This window comes from Bradyrhizobium sp. AZCC 1693 (assembly GCF_036924745.1).
Lineage (GTDB): Bacteria > Pseudomonadota > Alphaproteobacteria > Rhizobiales > Xanthobacteraceae > Bradyrhizobium.
Genome location: NZ_JAZHSD010000001.1, coordinates 1,635,502 through 1,654,079, shown reverse-complemented (window position 1 = coordinate 1,654,079; position 18,578 = coordinate 1,635,502). Strand labels below are relative to the sequence as shown.

The following is an 18,578-nucleotide window of genomic DNA, read 5'->3' as shown; positions in this document are numbered from 1 at the left end:
TTAAGCGTCCCCGCGCAGCTTCGAAAGCCGGTCCAGCGCGCCCTGCAGGATGAACATGGCTGCATGCTCGTCGATCACCTCGGCGCGGCGGGCGCGGGACACGTCCATTCCGATCAGCTCGCGCTCGACGGCCGCCGTCGAGAGCCGTTCGTCCCATAGCGCGATGGCGAGTCCCGTGAGGTTGGAAAAATTACGGGCAAAGGCCCGGGTCGATTGCGCGCGCGGACCCTCGCTGCCGTCCATGTTGATGGGCAGGCCGAGCACGAAGCCGACTGCGTTGCGTTCGCCCGATATCGCCAGCAGCCGCGCCGCATCGGCCTTGAAGGCCTTGCGCTGGATCGTCTCGACGCCGGTCGCCAGGCGGCGGTCGGGATCGGACACGGCAACGCCGATGGTCTTGGTGCCGAGATCGAGGCCGACGAGGGCGCCGCGTTCGGGCCAGTGGGTGACGGCATCGATCAAGGGGAGGATAGGGGCGGGCATCACCCCGCTTAACACGCGGTATGCCTGTCAGGCAAAGCGCCCACTTTACGTCTCCCGATCGAAGTCGGATTTATCCGCCTTCGACCGAGGCGCTTTTCTTGCCTGCTATGTCGGCGGGATGGCGCGGTCCGCTTCAGACGCCGAGGTTTCCCAAGTTTTTTTGAAATGTGGCGAAGGCCTATCACAGTCGGGCGGAGGTGCTGAAGGCTAAGAAAAAGGCCGGCAAAAAGCGGCGTTGACCGAGAGGGGCCTGTTCTCAAATGGCATTCCCAACTTGCTTTTGGTGGGGCCCAATCTATTCTCGGGCGGCCGGCCTCGACCGCGTCGGGGCGACGCTTCGTGGCTGCATAGACAGCCCGTAAAATGAAGGCGAAGGAGGACACGCTATGACGATGAAGCATGTTGTCTTGAGTCTAGCTATCGCGCTCGGCCTTGCGGCAGTTGCCGCGCCGGCGCCCGCACAGGATGGCCCGAAACTTTACGTCTTCTCATCCGGCTCGTTGGGCGGCTTCCCGAAGGCGGCTCTGCAGATGGGTGGCCAAGGCAATATCGACTGGGCACCGGTGAGCTTCTACGTGCTCAAACATCCCAAGGGCAACGTCATTATCGATACCGGAAACAACGACAAGACGATAACCGATCCCGAGGGATGGTGGGGACCGCTCGCAAAGGGCTTCGGCCTCAAGATGACGAAGGATGATGCGATTCCGGCGCAGCTCGCCAAAATCGGCCTCAAGACCGACGACATCAAATATGTGGTGGTCGGGCACTTGCACCTCGATCACGGCGGCAACGTCGGCCAGTTTCCAAATGCCACGCTCGTGGCCCAGGACGACGAACTGAAGGCCGCCTGGTGGCCGGATGTCGGCTTCTCCGTCTATTACATTCCCGGCGATTTCGCCGACACCAAGAAAATGAACATCATCCGTCTCAACGGTGACCTCGATCTGTTCGACGATGGTTCGGTGCGCGTCATGCGTGCGCCCGGCCATACCCCGGGCAGCCAGTTCGTGACCGTGAAGCTGCCCAAGACCGGCACGGTGATCCTCACGAGCGACGTGGTCTATCTCAAGGAAAACCTGGACAAGAACCTCATCCCGCCGATACCGGGCACCGTGAATCCGGGCGACGCCTATCGCAGCTATCAGCGCATTCGGTTGGTGCGCGACGCCAATAACGCGCAAATTTTCTACGGGCACGATCCGGAGATTTTCAAGGCGACGAAGAAAGCGCCCGAATTCTACGATTGAGAGTTGAACCGGCGCGAGCTCTCGCACGTAGAGCGCCCGCGCCAGACTTCCAGGCGAGCCCGCCGAGGCCGACGCAGCAGCAAGCTTGTCTGCAAGGCAGGCGCTGCTGTTTCGGGACGCTGCATGACCATCTCGTCAATCGACGCGGCGCCGCCGGGTGATGCGCCAACCCGAGCGACGGATATTCCCGCCATCTCGGCTGTCGGCGTCACCAAACGCTACGGCTCCGTCACGGCGCTCGACCAGCTGACGCTCGATATCCGCCGCGGCGAGGTGTTCGGTTTGCTTGGGCCGAACGGCTCCGGCAAGACCACTTTCATGCGACTGCTCGCGGGCTATCTGCTGCCCTCTGCGGGGCGGCTCACGGTGGCAGGGCTCGACACTGTGCGCGATTCACTCGCGGTGCGACGGATTATCGGCTATGTGCCGGAATCGGCGCCTCTCTACCGACAGATGCGCGTTGGTGAATTCCTTGCGTTCATGGGCCGGCTTCGCGGGCTGTCCGATCGGGCAGTCGCGGCCGCCACGGAGCGGGTTATCGACCGGCTCGCGTTGGGCGCCGTGGTGAACAAGCCGACGCGGGCGCTGTCGCGCGGCTATCGGCAGCGGACCGCTCTCGCCCAGGCTCTGATCCACGATCCCGACATCCTCATCCTGGATGAGCCGACCAACGGGCTCGATCCACGCCAGATCATCGAAATGAGGGAGCTGATCCGCTCGCTTGCCGGGCGCCACACCGTGCTCATGAGTTCGCATATCCTGAGCGAGGTGGAGAAGACCTCAGACCGGGTAGCGGTGATGCTCGACGGCCGATTGCTGGGGGTCCGGGCGATCACGGACACTCCGGACCTCGAAAGCTGGTTTTTGTCGCTGACATGAGAACGCTGCGCATCCTGTTCGCCAAGGAGCTGAACGCGACGCTGACGTCGCCGATCGGTTATACCGTTGCGGCCGTATTCCTGCTGGTGCTGGGCTATACGTTCAGCCTGACGCTGTTCGTCACCAAAGTGGCAAACCTGCAATATATCTTTCACCAGATGTATGTGCTGTCGATCCTGCTTGTGCCGGTGCTGACCATGCGCACCTTCGCCGAGGAGCGGCGATCAGAAACGCTGGAGTTGCTGCTCACGGCGCCGGTTCACGAACTCTCGGTCGTGCTGGCAAAATATGCCGCCACGCTGGCGCTCGTGCTCGGAATTTTCGCGCTAACGCTTATTTACGCCGTCATCCTCGACCGCTACGGCGAGCCGGATTGGGGACCGATCTATGCCGGCTATCTGGCGCTCGCGCTCCACGCCTCGCTGCTAGTCGCCGTCGGTCTCCTGATGTCGAGCATTACCGAGAGCCAGGTCGTGGCCGCGGCGTTGTCGATCGGCGCGTTCCTGATGCTTTGGTTTGCCGATTCGGTGTCCTATCTGCTGCCGCCGCCCTTCGACAGCTTTGCGATCAACCTCTCCCTGATCGGCCATTTCAAACCGATGGTCAGCGGCTCAGTGTTCCTGTCGGACATCGGCTATTTCGTCACCGCGAGCATGCTTGCGCTGTTCCTCACCGCCTGGGGGCTCGCGCAACGATGAGCGACCAGCAAGGCTCGAACGACCTGCCGGCCGAGGACACGAGCTTTCTTCACAATCTGCTCGAGCCGCTGCAAGCGCTCGACTGGATCAATCTGGGCTGGTTTGCCGGAGTAGTTTTCGCACTGGCTGTGCTGTTTGCAGCCGGGCTGAAGGTGCCGGCGCGGCTTGCTTTCGCCAGCCGCATCGCCTCTGCTACGTTTGTCGCCGCTGCCGCCGTGGCGGTCACGATCCTCGCCAATGTGGCGCTGTTTCGGCACGACGCCCATCTCGATCTCACCCACGAAAAAGCCTTCACGCCGTCGGTGGAGGCGCGCGAGGTCGTGCGCAGGCTCAGCGAACCCATCGAGGTGGTCTATTTCTATCAGAAGCAGAACCCGGGGGCGCGCGCACTAGGCGCGATGCTGCGGCAGCTCGAGCGGCAGAACGGGAATTTTCGCGTGCAGTTGATCGACGCAGACCAGAATCCGGCGCTGGCCAGCAGCCAGGGCGTGCGGACCTACAATTCCGCCGTGCTGCGGCTTGGCGAACGCCGCATCGAAGTAATTACCACCGACGATCGGGAGGTCGCGCTTGGTGTGTTGCGGCTGCTGCGGACCCGTGAGGTCGTGATCTGCTTCGCCTCGGGCCATGGCGAATACGACATCGACAATTTCGAGTTCCACACGCATTTCGAAGGTGCCCACAATCATAGCCACGACGCCTCCGGCACCGGTGTGGTGCTGATGGAACAGCACGGTCTCGGCCGCCTGAGGCTTGCCATCGAGAAGCTCGGCCTGGTCGCCCGCAAGGTTTCTTTTGCCACGGGCCAGCCGATCCCGGACGATTGTGCGGCGATGGTCGAAGCCAACCCGCGAACCCGCTACGGCCCCGGCGAAACTGACGTGCTGCGCAGTTATCTGGAGCGCGGCGGTTCTGCCATGTTCCTGATCGAACCGGACTATGCCCTCGACGAGAGCATCGCGGCTCTCTTTGCGAGCGCCGGCATCGCAGTGCGTGACGGCGTGATCGTCGATCCGACCGAGCACTACTTCATCGACGAGCAGATGATTGCCGTATCGCGCTACGGTTCCCATCCTGCTACACGTGGGCTGGCGCTATCGTTCTATCCCGGCGCGCGGCCGCTGGAGGTCTTGCCGGCGCCGGGCGTCAAAGTGACGCCTCTAGCCGCTAGCAGCGCGGACAGCTATGTCATCGCAAATCGTATCGGGGAACGGACAAGCGCCAAGTCCGGCCCGCGTGCATCACAGATGATCGCGCTCGCCGCCGAGGGACGATCGCAAGGATCGGCAGCGGCCTTCCGCATGATTGTCGTGGGCGATGCCGATTTCGCCTCCAATTCCTTCTTTCCCTATCTGGCCAACTCCGACGCCGTGCTGGCCGGACTCGCGTGGCTCACGCGTGAGGAAAGAGCGCCGGCGATGAAACCGCCCGTCGAAGTGCTTCCAACGGTCTCGCTCACCGGTGAACAGATGCGCGGTATCTTCCTGGTCACGGTGCTGCTTATTCCCGGGCTCATAGCATTCGCCGGCAGCGCGATGTGGTGGTGGCGGCGATGAACCGGCTGGCCTGGGCAGTTGCCGCGCTCGGCGCTACCGGTTTCCTCGCGGCGCTGGCGTTTACCGGCGGACGCGGCGGTCCAGGGCTCGAGCCCTTCGTGCCGAAGGGGCTGATGACGATTCCGGTCGAGGACGTGCGGGAGGTCGATGTGATCGCCTCGCACGGCCATTGGCATTTTGTGCGCACGCAAGCCGGCTGGCGCGCGACGCAGGGAGCACCCGCTGCGACCTTCGAGACGCGCCTCGACAGTGCGCTCAAGCTTCTACGAAACTCGGGACCGGACCGCGTCCTGACCGAAGCGGAAGTCGCTCGGGCCGGCGTGGCGCAGTTCGGTCTCGCGCCACCCCGGCTGCGCGTCGTTGTCAGCGGACCCGGCGCTTCGGTGTTCGCGATTTCGTTCGGTGGCACCAATCCGATGGGCCTGTCGCACTATGCGAGGCTCGACGGGCGTCAGGAGATCGCACTGTTGCCGGCCTTCGTTGTCGAAGAATGGGAGCGGGCGGGAGGCGCACCGTGACGATGAGGCTTGCGCCATGGGCACTCCTCTGGTTGACGCTTATTGGCTGCTGCAGCGCGCTTGCGCACGTAACCACCACAGGACTATCGCGCATCGAATTCACCGGCGGCCGGATGCTCTACGCGCTCTCGCTGGCCTTGCCTGAATTGCCGGCGGCCTCGGCGGAGATCCTCACCGCCGCCGCCAATGCCGACCGTGGAGCGGCAGAAGTGGCGGCCGAAGCGGCGCGCAGGAGCGTCACGGTGGACCTCGATGGCGGACGCTGCCGGGCCGGACGAGTGCGCATTGGCGGCGCCGGCACCAACGAGACCCGCGCAACAATCGAGATCGACTTCACCTGCGACTCTTCCCATGGCCGTCTCGACATCACGGAGGACTGGCGCGCCTTTCTGGGCGAGCACTACCAGACCCTCGGCAATCTCCGCACGCCGAGCGGCGAGCGACAGGTGATCTTCGGGGAGGAATCGAGGTCCGTCACGGTGGACATTGACCGCACCGTCGCGACGGGCTGGTTCGACTTCGTCAAGCTCGGCATCGAGCACATTCTGACCGGCTATGACCATCTGCTGTTCCTGGTCGCGCTGCTGGCCACCGCGCGGGGGGCGTGGTCGGTAGTGCGCATCGTCACGGCCTTCACATTGGCTCACAGCGTGACGCTGTCGGTCGCGGCGTTGGGCATTGTGACGATTCCCGACCGCATTATCGAGCCGCTGATTGCGGCTACGATTGTTTGGGTCGCGCTGGAGAATCTTTTCGCGGCCGAGCCCGACAGGAGGCGGTGGATCTGGAGTTTCGGTTTCGGCCTTGTGCACGGCTTCGGGTTTGCCTCCGTACTTGGCGAGCTCGGCCTTAAGGGGGCGACACTGGTGCGTGGGCTGGTGGGTTTCAATGTGGGGGTCGAGATCGGGCAGCTGATTTTCGTTGCCGCCTTCCTGCCGGCGCTGCTGTGGCTGTCGCGTGGTCGCGGCGCGCGGCTGACCCCGCGCATCGCCTCGCTGGCGGTGGCGGCGATCGGCACCTACTGGCTGGTCGAACGTATCTTTGTTGGTTGAATGCCGTGGTCGCGCTGCACGCTGGTATGTCAGGCGGCAATAACCTCGCCATTGCTGCCCAGGCAGGACGCAAAACCCTGCAGGGCGCTGTATTGATGGGCCGTGCGGCGGGTGATGAAGAGCGTCTCGACCTTGGACTGCGCCGGGTTCAGCGTGTGAATGCTGACCGTGTCGTTCCGCCCGACCACGGCGCGCGGCAGCATCGTCACGCCCATGTCGGCGGCAACGCAGCCGATCATGCCGTCGAGCGTGCCGAGTTCGAACCGCGCGGACGACGGCCAGCCGAATTCCGAAAAAACCTGCTCGAGGCGCTGGCGGTACGTGCAGCCGGTGCGGAACACAAGCGCGGTCGGCCCCGACTCCGGCGTGCCCGCCCGCAGGGCGGCGAGGCTCACCCATCGCCGCGCAGTGACCAGCACCAGTTCTTCGCGGAAGGCGACCGTCGCATCGAGTTCGGCATGATCGATGGGACCTGCGACGAATGCGCCGTCAAACGTGCCGTTGAGCACGCCCGCCACCAGTTCGGCCGTCGTCGACGTCCGCAAGCTCAATCGCACCGCCGGGAAGCGGCGATGGAATTCGGCGAGCAGGGAAGGCAGGCGCACTGCCGCCGTCGTCTCCATCGAGCCGATCGCGAGCGGCCCCTTCGGCTCGCCATCGTCGCGCGCGGCCAGCAGCGCCTCACGAGACAACGCCGCCATCCGCTGCGCATAGGGCAGCAGGCGGCGGCCGGCGCCGGTCAGCGTCATGCCGCGGCTGTGCCGCTCGAACAACGCGGTGCCGATCTCGGCCTCCAGCGCCTTGACCCGTTGCGTGACGTTGGACTGCACCGTGTTGAGTTCGTCGGCGGCGCGGGTGATGCCGCCCAGCCGTGCAACGGTGGAGAAGGTCAGGAGATCGCTCAACTCCATGGGGCATACCGTTTCATTTTCGAGATGTCTGCATTCTCTAGTATTCATTTTTAGAGAATGATAGTTCGGCATAACGTCGCTGTCCAGATTGCAGGGAATGGACATGCCAATCTCCACGCCGTTGACCGCACGTTTGGGCATCCGGCACCCGATCGTGTCGGCGCCGATGGACGTCATTGCCGGCGCACGGCTCACATCGGCGGTTAGCGCCGCCGGCGGGTTCGGGATTCTCGGCGGCGGCTACGGCGACAGAGCCTGGCTCGAGCAGGAGACGGCCAAGCTTGCCGATGCATCCGATCGCTTCGGCATCGGCTTCATCACCTGGAGCCTTGCGAGGCAGCCGGCTCTGCTGGACGTCGCGCTTGAAGCGGGTCCGCGTGCGATCATGCTTTCGTTCGGCGATCCAAAGCCGTTCGCACCGCGCATCAAATCGTCGGGCGCGCTCCTGATCTGCCAGGTGCAGGACGAGGCGATGGCGCGGCAGGCGCTCGATGCAGGTGCCGACATCCTGATCGCACAGGGAACCGAGGCCGGCGGCCATGGTGCGTCGCGCACCACCATCGATATCGTGCCGGCGATCGTCGATCTCGCAGCCGGCCGGGTGCCGGTGGCGGCCGCCGGCGGCATCGGCGATGGCCGCGGGCTCGCCGCGATGATGATGCTGGGGGCTTCCGGCGTGCTGCTCGGCACGCGCTTCTATGCCAGTCAGGAATGCGACGGCCCAGAGGAAGCGAAACGGCGCATCTGTGCCGCGACCAGCGGCAACAGCGTCCGCGGTATCATCTTCGACCTCTCGCGCAACAATGTCTGGCCGGCGCCGTTTACCGGCCGTTGCCTGATCAATGATCATGCGCGGCGCTGGATGGGACGCGAGGTCGAACTGCTGCAGAATGTCAAAGCGGTCGCGGCCGAATATGCGGCGGCGAAGGCCGCAAGGCGATTTCGATATCGCCGCCGTCATCGCAGGTGAAGCAGTCGGGCTGATCCATGATATCCCGCCAGCGGCCGAGATCGTTGACAGGATCGTCACCGAGGCAGAGCAGATACTGGGCGGGCGGCGGAACTCCTTCGCTGCCTGATCTTTACGTCCCTTCAATTCATTCAAGCGAGCAGAACCATGTGGCCAGACCGCCGGATCATCGACCTCTTCAAGACCGAATTTCCGATCGTGCTGGCGCCGATGGCCGGCATCATGGACGCCGAACTGGTGATCGCGGCGGCGCAGGGCGGGGCGCTGGGTTCGCTGCCCTGCGCGATGATTTCGGCCGAGAAAGCCCGCGAGCAGGTCAGCATCATCCGCCAGCGGGTTACGGCACCCGTCAACATGAACTTCTTCTGTCACAAGGCGGTCGATGCCGATCCGGCGCGCGAAGCCGGATGGAAGGCCAGGCTCGGGTCTTACTACAAAGAATTGGCGCTCGATCCCGCCGCACCCGTCAACGCCGCCAACCGCGCGCCGTTCGATGAGGCGATGTGCGCTGTCGTCGAGGAGTTGAAGCCGGAAGTGGTGAGCTTCCATTTCGGCTTGCCGGATGCGGCGCTGGTCAAGCGCGTCAAGGCGGCCGGCTGCATCGTGATGTCGTCGGCGACGATCGTGAAGGAAGCGATCTGGCTGGAGGAGAACGGCGCCGACGTCATCATCGCGCAAGGCGCCGAGGCGGGCGGCCATCGCGGCATGTTCCTGACCGACAATATCGCCCAGCAGCCCGGCACGTTTGCGTTGGTGCCGCAGGTGGTCGATGCGGTGAGGGTGCCGGTGATCGCAGCCGGCGGTATTGCCGACGGGCGCGGCATCGCGGCAGCGTTCGCGCTGGGCGCATCCGGCGTGCAGATCGGCAGCGCCTATCTGCGCTGCCCGGAATCGAAGGTGATCGGACCTGCGCGCACGGCGCTGGCGCAGGCGCATGACGATTCCACCGTCATCACCAATGTTATGACCGGGCGGCCTGCAAGGGGCGTCGCCAACCGCGTCATGCGCGAGGTTGGCCCAATCTCGCCGGACGCGCCGGCGTTCCCGCACGCCGCCACGGCGCTGGGGCCGCTGAAGGCGGCGGCCGAAAAGCTCGGCAAGGTCGATTTCACCAATCTCTGGGCCGGCCAGGCGGTGCGGATGGGCCGCGAGATGCCGGCGGCAGAGCTGACCCGTGCGCTTGCGGGCGCCGCGCTGGCGCGGCTCGGCGCGTTGGGCGGATAGCGCGGTGCCGGCTTTGAGCCGCTACAGCGCGTGAACCCAGGCCTCGGGATAAAGCGCGTAGGCTTCGCCTCGCCGTGCCAGCCGCGAGAACGCCGGGAAATGCAGGTGCATCCCGGCTATGAGAATACCGTCGGCGGAGACGCGATCGAACATGCGCTTTCGCGCGGCCGCGGCTGCGGCGAGATCGGTGTCGAAGGCCATGCCGGCTTCGGGAAAGGCGGTTTGCACCTCCGGCACGTGCACCGTGTCGCCCCAGATCATCAACTGATCGTTGCCCGATGCGACGAGATAGGCGGTGTGGCCCGGCGTATGCCCGAGGCTCGGCACCGCGGTCACGCCGGGAAACACCTCACCCTCCCTGAACAATCGCGTCCGGTTCTTGTAGGGCGCGACCTGTTCACGACCGGCCAGAAAATAGAGTTGTGCCGATCGCTCGTCGACCTTCGCCATCGCGCCGTCGTCGAACCAATGCGCCAGCTCGTTCTCGTGCATCACAAGTTCCGCGTTCGGAAACAGCAGCTGCCCGTTCGACATGTCGGTCAGGCCGGCGGAATGATCCGGATGCATGTGGGTCAGCAACACCGTATCGATCGTCGTCGGATCGATCCCGGCGGAAGCGAGGTTGCGCTGAACGAAGCCGGCGGTGGGCTGCAAATAGTTGCCCGATCCGGTGTCGACGATCGCGGTGCGCCCTTTTGAGTGGATCAGGAAGGTGTTGACGCTGGTTCGCCGCGCCGGACGGAACGCGTCGGTCAGAATGTGGCGGGCCTTCTCGACATCGACATTGCGCATCACCTCGAGGGTGCCGTCCAGATAGCCGTCACTGATAGTGGTGACGACAATGTCCCCGATCCTGCGATGATAGACGCCGGGAATCTGCGCTGCTGGTTGCGGGTTCATATGGGAAGACCTTGGGACTGTTGGGGAATAGTCAGGTTCGATCAGGCGTCGACCGATCGCAGGAACTCGTCGATGCAATCGGAGAGCAGATCGGGCGTTTGCACCGCCATGTAGTGCCCGGTGCGGATTTCGACGTAGCGGGCACCGGGGATGGCTTTGGCCACGCCTTGCGCCAGCGGCGGCGGGCGTACGCGATCCAGGCTGCCGCCGATCACGAGGACCGGGCAAGTCAGGCGAGCGAGTTCGTCCTGCATGTCGGCTGCGGCCAGCATTCGCCAGATCGTCGCATAGCTTGAGGGATCGTTGCCGAGCCATCGCGTTCGGAAGCGCTCGAACCGTTTGATGTCGCCGCGAAACTCCGGCGCGTAGCCGTTCAACATCGAATCCTCGACCGCGACCGCCATGCCGGCGGCTTCGATTCGTACGAGGCGCTCCAGCGCCGCCGCACGACGCTCCGCTGCGATGCCGGTAGCCGGGCTGCCGACCGCAACGGCGCTGGTGCGCTCGCTGTATCGGGCTGCGAAGTGCAGGGCGATCGCACCGCCGACGGCGATCCCTGCCAGCGCGACCTTGCCGGCGATCCCAAAATGATCGAGCAGGGCTGCGATGTCGTCGGCCATCGTATCGAGGGTAAGCTCGCCGCGCACCTTCTGCGACAATCCGGCGCCACGGGTGTCGTAGCGCAGCACGCGACGCGATTTCGCGAACCTTGGCGCGACCTCGTCCCAGCTCTCCAGCGAGCCGCCCATTTCGTGAACCAGCACCAGCGTGCGGTCGCCTTCGCCGCTCAGCTCGCAGCGCAGCCCGACGCCGTTGGCTTCAATGAAATCCATCCTGCGCCCTCCGGGTTCTTTTGGTCTTCTTGTTTGTCACGGCGAGCGACTGACCGGTCAGCCTCGAAATCCGAGGTCCACGATACCGGAGACGACACAAATCTCAAATTCTCGAGGTGTGGGGCTGCTGCAGGAAGTCACGTTGGTTTTTTGGCGTCTGTTGGCGACGCGAGGGTGGCTGCGGCTTGGGCTGAAAGCTCTCGGCCGAACCGGCCACCGCATAAGATGCGCGGGGCCTCCGGGCTAGTGTGCCGGTTCGTCGCGATGGACCTCAAGATGTTCAACCGCCAGCGACCTGTAATGCGCCGCCATCTCCTTGTAGTGCTGCTTTGAGATCGGATCGGTCGCGCTTTCCGCGCGGCGCTCGAACATTTCCGCCTTTTCCTGCAGGATTTTAGCCTGGGCCTGAGACATGGCTCTCCCTCCCGTTGGTCAGGTTAAGCAGGCGAGGTAGACGATCGCGACGCCAAGCACGGTCCCGATGGACCAGAGGGCAGGATCCCAGCTTTCCGATCCGGCGCTGTCATTTTGGATGGACATGACACGGCCTCCCGATCTTCTGGCCGCGACTACATCCCCCGACTGTTTCAAGACGACTACGTAAGGCGGCAAAAATGGTTTCGTCAGGGCTGGTTTGCGCAGGAAACGGGCGCTAGGCGCTCAAAATCTGGTGCGTCGGGGCCGGGTCGACTTTTGATCTCCAAAAGGCGGGTCCCCAAGCCGGCTCCGCCTGTTCCCGCGGTTGCGGCGCAAAAGCCGCGTCTGCTATACGGCAGATGCGAATTCTCCATTTGAGGCCTATATTTATGTCCGTTGATGCTGCCACCGTCCGCCGCATCGCGCAGCTCGCGCGAATTGCGGTCACCGAGGCCGAAGTTCCCCATCTGCAGGGCGAGCTGAACGCCATGCTGGCTTTCGTGGAGCAGCTTTCGGAGGTGAACGTCGACGGCGTCGAACCGATGACCTCGGTGACCCCGATGGAAATGAAGAAGCGGGCCGACGTGGTCAATGACGGCGAGATCCCCGACGACATCGTTGGGAATGCGCCGGAAACGCAAAACCATTTCTTCCTGGTGCCGAAGGTGGTCGAGTAATTCTTTCTAGAGATCGGAAGTCCGATGTGTCTGCTCTGCGACGATGAAAAGGCCTATCAGGCCTACATGAACTACCTCGACGCGATGGCGCGGCAGGGCAAGGCCGCCGATCCCGACAAGGCTGTTGACGCCGTGCTCGACCAGCTCGAGGCCGCCGACAAGGCGCGCGCCCAGGAATCGAATAATCCCGCCAACGACAAGACGCTCTCTCCCTTCTTCTGCAGCCCGATCAATAAATGACCGACCTGACATCGATGACGATCGCCGAGGCCAAAGCCGGCCTCGCGAGCAAGTCTTTCACCTCGCTGGAACTGACGGATGCGCATCTCGCGGCAATCGAGGCGGCGCGTTCGCTCAACGCCTTCGTGCTGGAAACGCCGGATCAGGCGCGCGCCATGGCGCGCGCGATCGACGCGAAGATCGCCAAGGGCGAGGGTGGGCCGCTCGCCGGTATTCCGCTCGGCATCAAGGACCTTTTCGCGACGAAAGACGTGCGCACCACTGCGTGCTCGAAGATCCTCGGCAATTTCGTGCCGCCTTACGAATCCACCGTGACCTCGCAGCTTTGGCGCGACGGCGCGGTGATGCTCGGCAAGCTCAACAACGACGAGTTCGCGATGGGCTCGTCGAACGAGACCTCGTGCTTCGGCCCGGTGGTCAATCCATGGCGGCGCGAAGGTTCCAACACCACGCTGGTGCCGGGCGGCTCGTCGGGCGGATCGGCTTCCGCCGTGGCGGCGCTGCTCTGCATGGGCGCGACCGCGACCGACACAGGCGGCTCCATCCGCCAGCCTGCAGCCTTCACCGCGACCGTCGGCGTCAAGCCGACCTATGGCCGCTGCTCGCGCTGGGGCATCGTGGCGTTCGCGTCCTCGCTCGACCAGGCAGGGCCGATCGCGCGCACCACGCGCGATGCCGCGATCCTGATGCGCTCGATGGCGGGGCATGACCCGAAGGATACGACGTCCGTCGATCGCGCGGTGCCGGACTACGAGGCCGCGATTGGGAAATCCGTCAAGGGCATGAAGATCGGCATCCCGAAGGAGTACCGCCTCGACGGCATGCCGGCGGAAATCGAAAAGCTCTGGGCCGAAGGCGCGGCGTGGCTGAAGGCAGCCGGTGCCGAACTGGTCGAGGTGTCGCTGCCGCATACCAAATACGCGCTGCCGGCCTATTACATCGTGGCGCCGGCGGAAGCCTCGTCCAACCTCGCGCGCTACGATGGCGTGCGCTACGGCCTGCGCGTGCCCGGCCGCTCGATCGGCGAACTGTATGAGAACACCCGCGCCGAAGGCTTTGGCGACGAAGTGCGCCGCCGCGTCATGATCGGCACCTATGTGTTGTCGGCCGGTTATTACGACGCCTATTACCTGCGCGCGCAAAAAGTCCGCACCCTGATCAAGAAGGATTTTGAGGACTGTTTTGCAAAAGGCGTCAGCGCGATCCTGACGCCGGCGACGCCGTCGGCGGCCTTTGGCGTCGGCGAGAAGGGCGGCGCCGATCCGGTCGAGATGTATCTCAACGACATTTTTACGGTGACGGTGAACATGGCGGGACTGCCGGGCATCGCGGTGCCGGCCGGCAAGGACGCACAAGGCCTGCCGCTCGGCCTGCAACTAATCGGCCGTCCGTTCGACGAGGAGACGCTGTTCTCGCTCGGCGAAGTCGTGGAGCAGGCGGCCGGCCGGTTCACGCCACAGAGGTGGTGGTAGCGATGGCGGATTTCCGCGCCACTCTCGCGGACGCTGCGCCGGCGCCTGGCCTGGAACCACCGCTGGCTGCGTTATGGTGGGCCGCCAAGGGCGACTGGGATCGTGCGCACAAGATCGTGCAGGACGAGAGTGACGTGAATTCGGCCTGGGTGCATGCCTACCTGCACCGGGTGGAAGGCGATCTTGGCAATGCCGGCTACTGGTACCGCCAGGCCGGCCAGCCGGTGGCAAAGGATTCTCTGGAAGCCGAATGGGAGCGGATCGTGTCCGCGCTGCTCAGTGCCGGTTCGGCGCGGTGAACGGCCGGTCGCTACCGGCCGTTACCGCAGCTTTCCTTTCGGCAGCAAATACTCATGCACGTGCGGACACACATTGCCGACGCCGCATTTCTCGGCCTTGACGAGCGGCTCCAGCTGGCTGAGCAACTCCTTGGCATTGAACACTTTTGGCGGTGCCGACACGACCGGCGTCGCAAGGAAGTGCACATCGCCCTCGATCGCCGGTTTGGGGATCGCCGCCCCGCCGCCGGTATAGATGAAGATCGGGGCGCCGCCGCCCCGCGCCATCCTGATCGGTTCAACCGAGCGGCTGGCGAGGTCGCCCTTGGGCCGCCACGCCGCGGCCTGGGAGACTTCGTCCGCCGACACGGGAATACTGGTGCGGAGCGATGCCACCGAGCTGCTCAGCCTTGGACCTTGGCGATCGTCCGCCGGCGGACGCCGCATGACGAATTGCATGTCCGACAGGATCTCAAATCCGTTAAAACCCTTTTCGATGGCCAGTTGGGCGCAGCGATAAAGCCAATAGACCTGAACAGTCTCGCGTGTGGTGTAGCCGTTGCCTTGGAAGCTCACGCGAAAGACGTCCGGTCTCAGTTCCTGGACGTCGAAGCCGCCAGTCAGGCCCTGCTGGGCGTAAGGAGTTGCACACGACGCAAGACTGACGGCGACGGCCGCTACAAACAAAACACGAAGCATTTCATCCCCCACCTCATGCAACCTCTACGGTACAATTCTACTGCGCGTCAATGCTGCGGCGAATGAAGTCTTCAGGAGATATTGTGCAGCGGCGTGGGCCGGGCCGCCTGCACCAGGCGTTCTGTCGCGGTCTCTGACCATCCGGACGCCGATTTCCGCGGCTTGACTGACGCCATCCGTTGCGCGAAGCCCAAGCCGTCCCACATCTCAACCTGTTCGGAAGCCTGCATCGATGAACGTGTCAGTCAAACCGGGAAAACTGATCAAGGGCCAGACCGGCGACTGGGAAGTCGTCATCGGGCTGGAGGTTCACGCCCAGGTCACCTCGAAGTCAAAGCTGTTCTCGGGCGCCTCGACCGAATTCGGCGGCGAGCCGAACAGCCATGTCTCGCTGGTCGACGCCGCGATGCCGGGCATGCTGCCCGTGATCAATGAAGAGTGCGTCCGTCAGGCGGTGCGCACCGGTCTCGGCCTCAACGCGCAGATCAACCTGCGCTCGGTGTTCGACCGCAAGAATTATTTCTATCCGGATTCGCCGCAGGGCTACCAGATCAGCCAGTACAAGTCGCCGATCGTGGGCGAAGGCGAGGTCGTGGTCGAACTGGACGGCGGCAAGACCGCGACGATCGGGATCGAGCGGCTGCATCTGGAACAGGATGCCGGCAAATCGCTGCACGACCAGTCGCCGACCATGTCCTGTGTCGATCTCAACCGCTGCGGTGTGGCGCTGATGGAGATCGTATCAAAACCGGACATCCGCGATGCCGAACAGGCCAAGGCCTATGTAACGAAGCTGCGTTCGATCCTGCGCTATCTCGGCACCTGCGACGGTGACATGGAGAAGGGCTCGCTGCGCGCCGATGTGAACGTTTCCGTGCGCAAGCCCGGCGGGCCGCTCGGCACCCGCTGCGAGATCAAGAACATGAACTCGATCACCTTCATCGGCCAGGCGATCGAGTACGAGGCGCGGCGCCAGATCGAGATCATCGAGGATGGCGGCACGATCGACCAGGAAACGCGGCTGTTCGACCCGAACAAGGGCGAGACGCGCTCGATGCGCTCCAAGGAAGAAGCGCATGACTATCGCTATTTTCCGGATCCGGACCTGCTGCCGCTCGAGTTCACGCAAGGCTATGTCGACGAGCTCAAGTCGAAGCTGCCGGAACTGCCGGACCAGAAGAAGGCGCGCTTCATCGAGAGCCTCGGCCTGTCGCCTTACGATGCCGGCGTGCTGGTGGCCGAGCGCGAGAGCGCGGAGTTCTACGAAACCGTGCTGGCAGGTCTTGCCGACAAGGCGCGCGACGGCAAGCTCGCGGCCAATTGGGTGATCAACGAGCTGTTCGGCCGTCTCAACAAGGAAGGCCATGGCATCACGGACTCGCCGGTGTCGGCGGCGCAACTGGCTGCGATCGTCGACCTGATCGGCGAGGGCACGATATCAGGCAAGATCGCAAAAGACCTGTTCGAGATCGTCTGGACGGAAGGCGGCGACCCGCGCGAGCTGGTCGAAGCACGCGGCATGAAGCAGGTCACGGATTTGGGCGCGATCGAGAAGGTCATCGACGACATCATCGCGGCCAATCCGGACAAGGTCGCGCAGGCGAAAGCCAGGCCGCAACTCGCCGGCTGGTTCGTCGGCCAGGTGATGAAGCAGTCCGGCGGCAAGGCCAATCCGCAGGCTGTGAATGATCTCCTGAAGGCGAAGCTCGGTATCTAAAGCGTCCCGTAACGGGACGACTCTCGTCGTCGATGACGCCACGAGAGATGCGCGCGAGCGCGCATCTCTCGTTCATCGCGATCCGATATTCACATCGCGACCAAAAGCGTGCGTCCGAATCGGTGGTCGCGATTCGCCTGGAAGTTCGGTTTTGGCGAGCGCCGACGAGACGCCAACGCTGTGACCACGAAAATTTTTTTATTGCCAAACTCTGCGACTCAGAGTCCGAGCGCACGGCCTTTTTGCGGCATCATTGAGTCGCAACGACACTGATCGCGCGTTGATCGTCGCATGAGGGAATTAAAGAAAGTGCTGCGGCACAGGCGCTTCCTTCACTATTGACAAGCGCCGATGTCGGTCGTTGCGGCACTTTTTGCATCGGCGCGCGCGCTTGTCGTTGTGCCGTCGAATGAAGTACTTCGCGCGCTCTCACATTGCTGCGTCAACACTTCCTTAAGCGGGACGCTGTTTTTTTGAATGCGTTGGTGTATTCGGGATGTAGTGCATCTCGATTCCCGAGTGCACGCAGCGATTAAGCCATCTCACTAACATTAGGAGGGCAACATGGCCAAGAAAGCTAAGAAGGCAAAGAAGGCGAAGAGCGCAGTGAAGAAGACTGCGAAGAAGACCCGCAAGGTCGCCAAGAAGAAGAAGTAACTTCGCTTCTCCAAGATTGCCGGCGACTTGATGCCGGCACGTCATTAGAGCCCCGGATAAAAGTCTGAAGGCTCTGGTCGACGAAAAGAGGGTGTCGGCGAGACATCAGGTCAAACGGCTGGATCGTATTTCGGAAGAGCGTTCTTTCTAAAAGCTTCGCTCTTTCAAAACCGGTCCGGCAGAAGAAACAAGTTTTTCTTCGTTCGGTGCGGGTGTCCTTAACGCCCGCAATTTCACCGGGCCAAAAGCCCGGCCATGAAATCTGGTCCTGACGTGTTCGCCGACGCCCTCGTTCCCCCGGGAACGCCCTCGTTCCCTGGAACGCCCGCTTTCACCGGAGCGCTCCGATAGCCGACGCATCAGGCGTCCGGCACCAAGTTTTCCCCGATTCATCGTTGATCGTTCGCAGGCGTCGGTTGTCTTGCTTCCGCCTGTTGTTCCGGGCGTGTCGTCGTTCGCGAATTCGGTATCGGCCGCGCCGTGAACTCCCGAATGGTCGTAGCAACTGCTCGACGCCCGATCATTGGTTGGAACCCGTCATCGCGCGGCGCGTTACGGCCTGCCCGGTGACGAATAGTGGCGACCCCGACCTTGCGGCAATGGTTATCGTTCTGCGAAACCGCAGGGTAAACCGAATTTCACGATTGGTAACTTCTCCCTGTGCCGCAGGCATTTCTGCAATTTCGCGTTCGACGGCACGATGCGCGCGTTTACATCCCGTTCATCGCGAACCTTAAACTGCCCTTCAAATTTGATCGGTCATGATCATCCCAACAACAGACCGGTAAACGGCGTTGCGGATGACAGGGTTTAACAGTGGACAGGGGCCGCGCTCGGGGGAGGGCGGCAACGATAAAAAGGGGAGCTACAGATGTTTCAGGGGCAGTTTGATCTGGATAAGGCAATTCCGGTGGAAGCGACAGCGATCCCGGACGTGCTGTTCGAGCGCGGCCTTTACTGGGCGAGCGGCCGTTCCGGGGTGGTGAACCTCGTCGCGGCCCACAAATGGTTCAACCTCGCCGCGCTGAAGGGACGCGCGGATGCGATCTCCATGCGCCGCGAAGTCGCCGCGATGATGTCGGACGCCGAAATCGCCACCGCACAGCGCGAAGCGCGTGCGTGGATGACCGCGCATTGAGGCCCGGAG

The 18,578-nt window shown here is 63.5% G+C and carries 19 protein-coding genes and 1 pseudogene; 14 read left to right on the top strand and 6 right to left on the bottom strand.

Features of this window, described 5'->3' with window-relative positions; translation table 11 throughout:
- Complete coding sequence (ruvX, locus tag V1293_RS08170) at positions 1–483, bottom strand: Holliday junction resolvase RuvX (RefSeq protein WP_334508305.1); 483 nt, start codon at positions 481–483, stop codon at positions 1–3.
- Between the two features lie 386 nt (positions 484–869).
- Here ruvX and V1293_RS08165 point away from each other — a divergent pair, with 386 nt between their 5' ends.
- From V1293_RS08165 to V1293_RS08140, 6 genes are all read left to right on the top strand, one after another.
- Positions 870–1,733, top strand: coding sequence for an N-acyl homoserine lactonase family protein (locus V1293_RS08165; protein WP_334508303.1), 864 nt, complete (start codon positions 870–872; stop codon positions 1,731–1,733).
- A 123-nt stretch (positions 1,734–1,856) separates the two neighbouring features.
- Complete coding sequence (locus V1293_RS08160; RefSeq protein WP_334508301.1) at positions 1,857–2,612, top strand: ABC transporter ATP-binding protein; 756 nt, start codon at positions 1,857–1,859, stop codon at positions 2,610–2,612.
- Entirely contained in the window at positions 2,609–3,310 is a 702-nt protein-coding gene (locus tag V1293_RS08155) for an ABC transporter permease (protein ID WP_334508299.1), read from the top strand. Before V1293_RS08160 ends, V1293_RS08155 begins: the two co-directional genes overlap by 4 nt.
- Positions 3,311–3,462: 152 nt before the next feature.
- A complete protein-coding gene (locus tag V1293_RS08150) occupies positions 3,463–4,866 on the top strand; it encodes a GldG family protein (RefSeq protein ID WP_334508297.1) in 1,404 nt (467 codons plus the stop codon).
- Positions 4,863–5,384 (top strand): hypothetical protein, encoded by a 522-nt coding sequence (locus V1293_RS08145; RefSeq protein WP_334508295.1) that lies wholly within the window; start codon positions 4,863–4,865, stop codon positions 5,382–5,384. Before V1293_RS08150 ends, V1293_RS08145 begins: the two co-directional genes overlap by 4 nt.
- Positions 5,385–5,386: 2 nt before the next feature.
- On the top strand, positions 5,387–6,436 hold the full coding sequence (locus tag V1293_RS08140; RefSeq protein WP_334516662.1) for a HupE/UreJ family protein: 1,050 nt from the start codon (positions 5,387–5,389) through the stop codon (positions 6,434–6,436).
- Between the two features lie 29 nt (positions 6,437–6,465).
- Here V1293_RS08140 and V1293_RS08135 read toward each other — a convergent pair whose 3' ends face one another.
- Entirely contained in the window at positions 6,466–7,347 is an 882-nt protein-coding gene (locus V1293_RS08135; protein ID WP_334516661.1) for a LysR family transcriptional regulator, read from the bottom strand.
- A 103-nt stretch (positions 7,348–7,450) separates the two neighbouring features.
- Here V1293_RS08135 and V1293_RS08130 point away from each other — a divergent pair.
- Positions 7,451–8,426: pseudogene (locus V1293_RS08130) on the top strand (NAD(P)H-dependent flavin oxidoreductase).
- 38 nt (positions 8,427–8,464) lie between these two features.
- On the top strand, positions 8,465–9,541 hold the full coding sequence (locus V1293_RS08125; RefSeq protein ID WP_334508293.1) for an NAD(P)H-dependent flavin oxidoreductase: 1,077 nt from the start codon (positions 8,465–8,467) through the stop codon (positions 9,539–9,541).
- A gap of 21 nt (positions 9,542–9,562) precedes the next feature.
- Here V1293_RS08125 and V1293_RS08120 read toward each other — a convergent pair whose 3' ends face one another.
- The 3 genes from V1293_RS08120 to V1293_RS08110 all read right to left on the bottom strand — a co-directional run bounded on the left by V1293_RS08120 (position 9,563) and on the right by V1293_RS08110 (position 11,688).
- Positions 9,563–10,441 carry an MBL fold metallo-hydrolase gene (locus tag V1293_RS08120; RefSeq protein ID WP_334508291.1) on the bottom strand — a complete coding sequence of 293 codons (879 nt, stop codon included), beginning with the start codon at positions 10,439–10,441 and terminating at the stop codon, positions 9,563–9,565.
- A gap of 41 nt (positions 10,442–10,482) precedes the next feature.
- Positions 10,483–11,274 carry an alpha/beta fold hydrolase gene (locus V1293_RS08115; protein ID WP_334508289.1) on the bottom strand — a complete coding sequence of 264 codons (792 nt, stop codon included), beginning with the start codon at positions 11,272–11,274 and terminating at the stop codon, positions 10,483–10,485.
- Between the two features lie 243 nt (positions 11,275–11,517).
- Complete coding sequence (locus V1293_RS08110) at positions 11,518–11,688, bottom strand: hypothetical protein (protein ID WP_334508288.1); 171 nt, start codon at positions 11,686–11,688, stop codon at positions 11,518–11,520.
- 392 nt (positions 11,689–12,080) lie between these two features.
- On the opposite strand from V1293_RS08110, the gene gatC reads away from it, so the two are divergent.
- The 4 genes from gatC to V1293_RS08090 are packed head-to-tail and all read left to right on the top strand — an operon-like array spanning position 12,081 to position 14,379.
- Positions 12,081–12,368 (top strand): Asp-tRNA(Asn)/Glu-tRNA(Gln) amidotransferase subunit GatC, encoded by a 288-nt coding sequence (gatC, locus tag V1293_RS08105; protein ID WP_334508286.1) that lies wholly within the window; start codon positions 12,081–12,083, stop codon positions 12,366–12,368.
- Between the two features lie 24 nt (positions 12,369–12,392).
- Positions 12,393–12,608, top strand: a complete 216-nt coding sequence (locus V1293_RS08100; protein WP_334508284.1) for a hypothetical protein — start codon at positions 12,393–12,395, stop codon at positions 12,606–12,608.
- Positions 12,605–14,080: an Asp-tRNA(Asn)/Glu-tRNA(Gln) amidotransferase subunit GatA gene (gene gatA / locus V1293_RS08095; RefSeq protein ID WP_334508282.1), complete on the top strand. Its 1,476-nt coding sequence runs from the start codon at positions 12,605–12,607 to the stop codon at positions 14,078–14,080. The genes V1293_RS08100 and gatA overlap by 4 nt, the downstream gene beginning before the upstream one ends.
- A 2-nt stretch (positions 14,081–14,082) precedes the next feature.
- Complete coding sequence (locus V1293_RS08090; RefSeq protein WP_334508279.1) at positions 14,083–14,379, top strand: hypothetical protein; 297 nt, start codon at positions 14,083–14,085, stop codon at positions 14,377–14,379.
- A 21-nt stretch (positions 14,380–14,400) separates the two neighbouring features.
- Here the strand turns inward: V1293_RS08090 and V1293_RS08085 are convergent, their stop codons facing one another.
- Entirely contained in the window at positions 14,401–15,057 is a 657-nt protein-coding gene (locus V1293_RS08085) for a CC0125/CC1285 family lipoprotein (RefSeq protein ID WP_334508277.1), read from the bottom strand.
- Positions 15,058–15,289: 232 nt separating this feature from the next.
- On the opposite strand from V1293_RS08085, the gene gatB reads away from it, so the two are divergent.
- Together gatB and V1293_RS08075 are read left to right on the top strand one after the other, a co-directional pair.
- A complete protein-coding gene (gatB, locus tag V1293_RS08080; protein WP_334508275.1) occupies positions 15,290–16,774 on the top strand; it encodes an Asp-tRNA(Asn)/Glu-tRNA(Gln) amidotransferase subunit GatB in 1,485 nt (494 codons plus the stop codon).
- A 1,528-nt stretch (positions 16,775–18,302) separates the two neighbouring features.
- A complete protein-coding gene (locus V1293_RS08075) occupies positions 18,303–18,569 on the top strand; it encodes a hypothetical protein (RefSeq protein ID WP_334508273.1) in 267 nt (88 codons plus the stop codon).
- The last annotated feature ends 9 nt before the right edge of the window (positions 18,570–18,578 follow it).